Origin of the sequence: Globicatella sanguinis NBRC 15551 (assembly GCF_001552295.1) — a bacterium.
GTDB classification, from domain to species: Bacteria; Bacillota; Bacilli; order Lactobacillales; family Aerococcaceae; genus Globicatella; species Globicatella sanguinis.
Genome location: NZ_BCQX01000109.1, coordinates 1 through 7600 on the forward strand (window position 1 = coordinate 1; position 7600 = coordinate 7600).

Sequence of the window (7600 nt, forward strand, 5' to 3'; positions counted from 1 at the left end):
TTAAGTTTATGCCCAGCCTCAAGCAAGATATTGAAATTCCCCAGAATTTTGATCTCTTGCTTTTTTATTTTCACAATCTATTATTACCAATTCACAAATAGTTATTTTCATAGGAGAGCTCATTTAATGATGAAAGCATTACATTTGCCAATTTAACTGATTTTTCCATGATTATTGAACTTTTCATTTTAGTTAACCTTGTTAAGTGTGTCTCGTTTTGAGACATGAAAACGGCACTTTTTGACACTTGTTTTCATTTTCATAAAATTTAAATTTTTTGAGCGCGTTTTTTAAACTTTTCTTAATAATTAGGCAAAAAATGTCTCAAAATGAGACACGCCCATTTTATGAAACAGCTTTGAGCAAATTAAAACGAATGCACAATGAAGGTTAGCTTATTTCACAAGGTTGTGCATAAATATATGGTAGGTGAGTTTAGAAAGTTGGAACAATAGCAAAAATTGCTAGCATTTGAAATGGTCACTCAACTGGTTCGATTCCAGACTCTGAATGGAATAATAGCAAAAATTGCTGGCATTTGAAATGGTCACTCAACTGGTTCGATTCCAGACTTTGTTTGGAATAATAGCAAAAATTGCTGGCATTTGAAATGTGCTAGCCAAACACTCACTTAACTGAAATAAGCGTCTTTATTTTCTGATAAATTTTTGTTGCATGACGAATGCTAGATGGTTATGATTAAAGGTAGTTGAAAAATAAAGGATGGTTAATTTGCAAGAGAAGAATGAACGGTTCGCAAGATTAAATTTAATTTTAAAGGACGAAGGATTAACAAAATTACAAAATGCTACGGTGATGGTTGTCGGATTAGGAGGCGTTGGGGCTAGTTGCGCCCAAGCATTAGCACGTGGAGGGGTCGGAAACTTAATTGTCATCGACGGCGATGTAGTGGATATTACCAATATTAATCGTCAGTTAATTGCTTTTACCTCGACAATTGGACGTCCCAAAACCGCGGTGATGACGGAAATGATTCACGATATAAATTCCAATTGTCAAGTATATCCATTGCAAAAATTTGTCCGTGCCCAAAATATTGATCCGGATTTCGCAAGTTTACCTAAGCCCGATTATGTCATTGACTGCATTGATCATTTTTACGGAAAAGTCGCGATTATTCAATGGTGTATTGAACATCAAGTACCACTTTTGTCTTCAATGGGAGCAGCGAATAAATTAGATCCAGGTCAGTTATTATTTGATTATATTGAAAACACCAGCTATTGTCGGATGTCAAAGACGATTCGTTTAGAGTGTAAAGAATTAGCCATTAAGGGTGTCGAAGTGCTTTATTCAAAGGAAAAAGCGGTCAAAATTGAAAGTCATGGTAGCGTTAAAAAGGCTGATACCTTAGGTTCTACCAGTTATATGCCACCCATTATGGGGATGACGCTAGCTAGTAAAGTAATCCGTCGCTTAGCAGGTTTGGAAGACTATGACGGCATTCCTAAAATCATAGAATAAGACAGTTAGTTAAAATGGATACTTACTTTATTTAAGGTGGGAGTGAAGATAAATGAGTACGATTAAAGTTTTACTGCCTTTAATCTTAGTGGCAATCAGTGCTGTGATGGTCGTCAAAATGGCGGCGTTTAAAGTGGACCGAAATTCGACCCAAAAAACAGCAAAGAAAGAAGAGAGTGAACCATCAAATTATATGGCCGAAGGGATGGCTATTGGTATGGGTTTAGGAACGGCCATCGGAATATCATTAGGTGAAGACAATCTGGCCGTAGGTGTGTCTATAGGGATGTTATTGGGCATGGTCATCGGCATGTCGATTGAGAAATAATTAACTTCAAATTCAAGGTGGTGAGAGGATGACCAATTTAATCGATACGCATTTTCATTTTGATTTTATTAAAGAGGATCATTTGCGACAACAATTATTAACGGAGATGGAACAGGCATCGTTGGAGCTAGTGGCACAAACCGTCCTACCGTCCGAGTATCAACGATTAATTACGCAAGACATCAAGCCTGATAGGGTTTCACTGGGGTTTCATCCTTGGTGGATTGAAAACCAACAACAGGCTGAAAGTGAGTTAGTAGTGTTTGAAAAATGGGTATCACAAACACATCTTATTGGCGAGATAGGGTTGGACTTTAGTGACAAACGCTTAGTGGTTGCATCTAAAGCCTTACAAGTGAGTATTTTTAAGCAACTCATCCAACATGTCGTAAGTCAGTCTCAAAATAGCCAAGAACCATATATCTTATCAATTCATGCTGTTCGATCGGTGACAGAGGTTTTAAATATTTTAGAAGCGTGTCATGTCATGCAAGAAAACATCATCCCGATTATTCATTGGTTCAGTGGGACGAGTGATGAGTTGACCCGCTTGATTAAGATGGATTGTTATTTATCGATTAATCCTCGTATGTTAACCACTAAAAAAGGGCGGACCTATGTCACCCAAGTTCCACGAGAGCGATTATTACTGGAAACTGATTGGCCTAGTCATCCAATAACTTTAGAAAATGACTTACATACTTTAATTTCAGCCTTGAAAACAACATTACCGCAGTTAGTTGAGGATTTATCAGCTTTGCGAGATGAAGAAATGTTAGAAGTGATCATGAAAAATCAGCAGAAGGTGTATGGCGCAAACACGAAATGGATTAAATGACCTCTCGATAAAAATGAATAAGCACCCCATCATTTACGCGACCCTTAGTGTCCACATTTAATGCTGGAGTGCTATTTTTATTTTTAGCCATATGACAAACGGAATGGGTATTATTTAGGTTAGTTTTCGTATAAATAAGTTCTAAAGAAAGGGTTCTATCTGTCTACGACGACTTAAGGTTCTATCTGATAAAAAATTAAACGATATGACTTAGGTTAGTACTATCTGTTAGTAACTAAGCATTACAATCTAAGAGTTATCTAGTTACTTACCATCCATTCCTAGACAATTAGGTATCGTCCTTTTACCAACTACCCATTAATGACTGCATCAATAATGAGACAATCGTAATACTAATCCAACAAAGGGCACCTAATAAAATAGCAGGACCACCTGAACGGATTAATTTGCCAATATTTGTTTTCATTCCGATAGCAGCCATGGCCATAACAATAAAGAATTTGGACAGAGCTTTGAATCGGCTGAATAGGGCAATGTTAATGCCTAAACTGTCAAATAAGGTTGTGAATAAGGATGCGAGTACAAAATACAATAAGAATTTAGGGAAAGCACGTTTAAAACTGAATGATTGTCCATTACTTGTTTGGCGATTAGTGATATAAGATAAAGCCAATGTAATCGGAATGATTGCCAGTGTTCGTGTTAGTTTAACAATGGTGGCATTATCAAGTGTATTGGAATGATGAATCGCATCCCAAGCGGTCGCAGTAGCCGTCACTGAGGAAGTGTCATTAACCGCTGTTCCGGCGAATATCGCGAACCCTTCATTCGATAAGCCTAATATTTGACCTAAAATGGGGAACAGGATCGCCGCCAAAATATTAAAAAGGAAGATGACTGAAATGGCTTGTGCCACATCGGATTCTTCCGCATCAATAACTGGTGCCGTTGCTGCAATTGCAGAACCACCACAAATTGAAGATCCAACACCGACTAAAATCGCCGTATCACGATCGATTTTAAATAATTTATAGCCAAGATACGCAATCAATAAAGAGGTTAAAATCGTACTGACGATAATCGGTAGCGAACTATATCCCACCTTTAACACTTGATTGAGATTCAAGCCAAATCCTAATAACACGACGGCTGTTTGTAAAATGTATTTTGAACTAAAATTTAAACCGTCAGTGAATTGTGATTGGTTGGATACCCATTGGTTGAGTAGCATTCCTAGAAAAATGGCGATGACGGGTCCTCCGACTAAAGGGAATAATTTACCAAGGTACCAAGCGACCAAGGCTACTAATAAAGCGATGATTAGCCCTGGTAATTTTATATTAAATTGTTTCACTGCATATCGTCTCCTTTAATAAGCATAGCTTAATCTTAACAAAGTTTAATTGAAAAAGACACTTGATTTTCCTAAAATCTTTGAAAAAGCGAAGTATCCCTATAAAATGGATTTTGCTTTATTAAAGCTTCACATTACAGTAAAATGAAAATAAAAATAACACGAGGAGGAGCACATGAAAGCTTTTATTTTTGATATGGACGGGGTCATAATTGACTCCGAAAAGTATTATGCTCTAGCGATTCAACACGTTGTCAACGATTATGGTCATGAAGTCGACTCAGAGTATACCAACCAGTTTATTGGCACTACTAATACTTATACTTGGACTCGAATTATTGAAGATTTTCAAATTGATAGTACACCGGCTGAACTGACTGAAAAAATGATGGCTTATAAGGAACAATTGGATGAGGAGCACGGGCTCATTTTTTATCCAGGGATTTTAGATTTATTAAAGAGATTGAAAGCACATGATTTTCGTCTCGCCATCGCCTCTTCTTCAGGAATGAAAGAAATTCAACAAACCGTTGACGTATTGGATGCACAACACTATTTTGATTTCTTAGTGAGTGGTGAAGAGATTAATCTATCTAAACCAGACCCGGGAATTTATTTGCATACAGCCAAATTATTGGAAATGAAACCTTCACAGTGCATTGTCATTGAAGATTCACACAATGGCGCTCGGGCCGCTAAAGCAGCGGGCATGTATTGTATCGGTTACATCGACACCCATTACCCTGCTCAAGACTTATCGATGGTTGACCAAAAAATTTATCATCATGATGATTTAGATTTAGAACAGTTAATTCAAACAGTTTATGGTGAATAAATACCAAGAAAATCCCTATCGTATTTTATGGCGGTATGGGTTTCTTTTAGCTTTTGAAAATGAAGGATTACGGTAAAAATTTAGCAATCAACTAAGTGCAAAGCGGCTAATTCTTATCATAAATGTGGGACGCATCTCCGCAAACCTAAAAACACGATCATTTAATATATTACAAAATGCAGAAGCTTATGTGTGGACATCAAAATCAAGCATCCGCATAGCTAAAAGGATAAGCTTTCAAAATTTTAGCCTACGCATCGCAATGGAAGCTTAAAAACACGAACACTTATCCCCATATAAAAATAAAACTAAAAATACAATTGACATGTTATTTATTGAATGTTAATATTTAGCATGTCAGTGAACGAACACTGCGAACGAGAGCGGCGAGTCAACACTTTTGCCAAACTTATTGCTGTTTATTAAGAACAGGTTTGAAGTAGTAAACGGACTCTTTAAGGGGTCTATTGAAGAGATGGATATTTATCTGTCGACTCAAATTTTTTATAACATAATGTTGAGGCATTGTGCTTGTGAAAACGATAGTAAGAGTAGTAAAAGTATTGCGCTATATAGACTCTTCGTTCTACAAATGAACTTTAAGGGGGCACCGTGTGTCTTCATAAGAGTTTACGTATTTTTAATTTATTAAAAACGAATGTAGATAATTGTAGACCAGGCAGAAAATGCTTGGTCTATTTTTTTATGTAAAAAATAGAAACAAAGGGTAGTCAATTATATTTAAACGAAGCAACTGCGATAAACGCGATAAACGCGATAAACGCGATAAACGCAACAAACGTGATAAACTCAACCAACGTAACAAGCGCAAAAACGCAATCACCGCATCCATATTTGAATGAGTAGTCTCATCAACGCAATCACCGCATCCGTATTTAATTGAGCAGTCTCATCAATGCAATTACTGCAATCAACACAATCAACGCAACAAACGCATCCGTATTTGAATGAGTAGTCTCAAATATAAAGCTACCAAAATTTTGACATCTTATTAAGAATCATAAACGGTTAACCCAAAGGAGTGAAATAGATTGGATCAAACAAGAATGCCGATCGTAGAGGCATTATATGAATTAAAGCGACGTCGTATCGTGCCATTTGATGTGCCTGGACATAAGAGAGGTCGTTCAAATAGTGAGCTAAAAGCTTTTATTGGTGAAAAAGCCATCACGATGGATGCCAATTCAATGGAATTATTAGATAACTTAAGTCATCCCGTATCGGTCATTAAAGAAGCCGAGCAATTATCGGCTGAAGCATTTGGCGCCAAGCATGCCTTTTTTATGGTCAATGGCACCACCTCGGCCGTACAAAATATGGTTTATTCAGTGGTAAAAGAAGGACAAAAAATTATATTACCGCGCAATGTACATAAAAGCGTGATTAATGCCCTCGTCTTGTGTGGTGGCATTCCAGTCTATGTGGAAACGCCCTATAATGCTGAATTAGAAATTTCAACCGGTATGCCACTTGAATATGTCGAACAGGCGATTTTAAACCATCCAGAAGCAGTAGCTGTGTTAGTGAATAATCCGACTTATTATGGCATTGCGTCCGACTTAAAAGGCATCACCGACCTAGCACATCAACATGGATTAAAAGTATTAGTCGATGAAGCCCATGGTACCCATCTCTATTTCGGCAAGCATTTACCGATTTCAGCAATGGCTGCCGGTGCCGATATGGCTGCTGTTTCCATGCATAAATCAGGTGGCTCTTTGACCCAATCTTCTTTCTTATTAGTGAATAATGAAATGGATCCAGAATATGTCAGAAATATTATCACCTTGACTCAAACCACATCTGCATCGTATTTATTAATGGCCAGTTTAGACTTAGCACGTAGCCACTTGGCATTAAATGGAGCAACTACTTTTGATAAAGTCGAACAATTGGCAGATTATGCCCGTAATGAAATCAATGCGATTGGTGATTATTACGCTTATTCTAAGGAAATCATCGACGGTCATGGGATTGCTGATTTTGACCAAACCAAATTAAGTATTAAAACTACCGATACCGGATTAACTGGTATTGAAGTCTATGATTTATTACGTGATGAATATGATATCCAAATCGAGCTTGGAGATTCAGCTAATATTTTAGCCTATATTTCTGTAGGGGATCGTATCCATGATATTGAACGACTGGTGAGTGCCTTAGCTGAAATTCGTCGTCGCTTTAAAAAGACCAAGAAAGGTTTGTTAGTCTTTGACATAGCGAAAACTGAGGTGGCTATTTCACCACGTAAAGCCTTTTTCTCAGAAAAATATCCACTACCTTTAGCTGAAAGTGTCAACCGAATTGCCGGCGAAATGGTCATGTGCTATCCACCAGGCATTCCGATTGTGGCGCCTGGAGAACTCATTACTCAAGAAATCATCGATCATATTGAGTATGCTCGTGCCAAAGGCTGTTTCTTAATGGGAACGGAAGACCCAACCTTACAAAACATTCAAGTCCTGAAATAAGCAATGTAATGGCCGAACCAGTACTAAGCAAGCCGTGAAGCAAGCATTATAATGGGGTGAACCTAGTACTAATCAAGTCGCTAAATATATTGATGCAACGAAACTTAAGAAAAGCGTTCCTTAACCTTTTAATGAATGGAATAAAAGCACTAACTATGATGCGAGCGCAACACTTGCATACCAACCCATTAAATTAGCGACTCATCTATTCGCAGAATAGATTGCTTAAGCAAAAATAAAAATAATGAGACTGGGCAAAAACTTTTTAAATTCTGTTAAGTCATATCTATTTAATTCAAAGCGCAGT

The 7600-nt window shown here is 37.4% G+C and carries 6 protein-coding genes; 5 read left to right on the forward strand and 1 reads right to left on the reverse strand.

The features are described from left to right. The first annotated feature begins 732 nt into the window (after positions 1–732). From GSA01S_RS08425 to GSA01S_RS08435, 3 genes are read left to right on the forward strand one after another with little or no spacing between them, the layout of a single operon-like run. Positions 733–1485, forward strand: a complete 753-nt coding sequence (locus tag GSA01S_RS08425) for a tRNA threonylcarbamoyladenosine dehydratase (RefSeq protein ID WP_373276907.1) — start codon at positions 733–735, stop codon at positions 1483–1485. 52 nt (positions 1486–1537) lie between these two features. Beyond that, entirely contained in the window at positions 1538–1813 is a 276-nt protein-coding gene (locus GSA01S_RS08430) for a glycine zipper domain-containing protein (RefSeq protein WP_066126606.1), read from the forward strand. A 28-nt stretch (positions 1814–1841) separates the two neighbouring features. Further along, the gene (locus GSA01S_RS08435) at positions 1842–2651 is read left to right on the forward strand and encodes a TatD family hydrolase (protein WP_066126609.1); all 810 of its coding nucleotides are present in this window, start codon (positions 1842–1844) and stop codon (positions 2649–2651) included. Between the two features lie 304 nt (positions 2652–2955). On the opposite strand, the gene GSA01S_RS08440 is transcribed toward GSA01S_RS08435, so the two are convergent. After that, positions 2956–3966 carry a YeiH family protein gene (locus GSA01S_RS08440; protein WP_066126611.1) on the reverse strand — a complete coding sequence of 337 codons (1011 nt, stop codon included), beginning with the start codon at positions 3964–3966 and terminating at the stop codon, positions 2956–2958. Positions 3967–4141: 175 nt separating this feature from the next. On the opposite strand from GSA01S_RS08440, the gene GSA01S_RS08445 reads away from it, so the two are divergent. Continuing rightward, the gene (locus GSA01S_RS08445; protein ID WP_066126614.1) at positions 4142–4801 is read left to right on the forward strand and encodes an HAD family hydrolase; all 660 of its coding nucleotides are present in this window, start codon (positions 4142–4144) and stop codon (positions 4799–4801) included. Between the two features lie 1067 nt (positions 4802–5868). Then, on the forward strand, positions 5869–7293 hold the full coding sequence (locus GSA01S_RS08450; RefSeq protein WP_066126616.1) for an aminotransferase class I/II-fold pyridoxal phosphate-dependent enzyme: 1425 nt from the start codon (positions 5869–5871) through the stop codon (positions 7291–7293). Positions 7294–7600 lie beyond the last annotated feature (307 nt).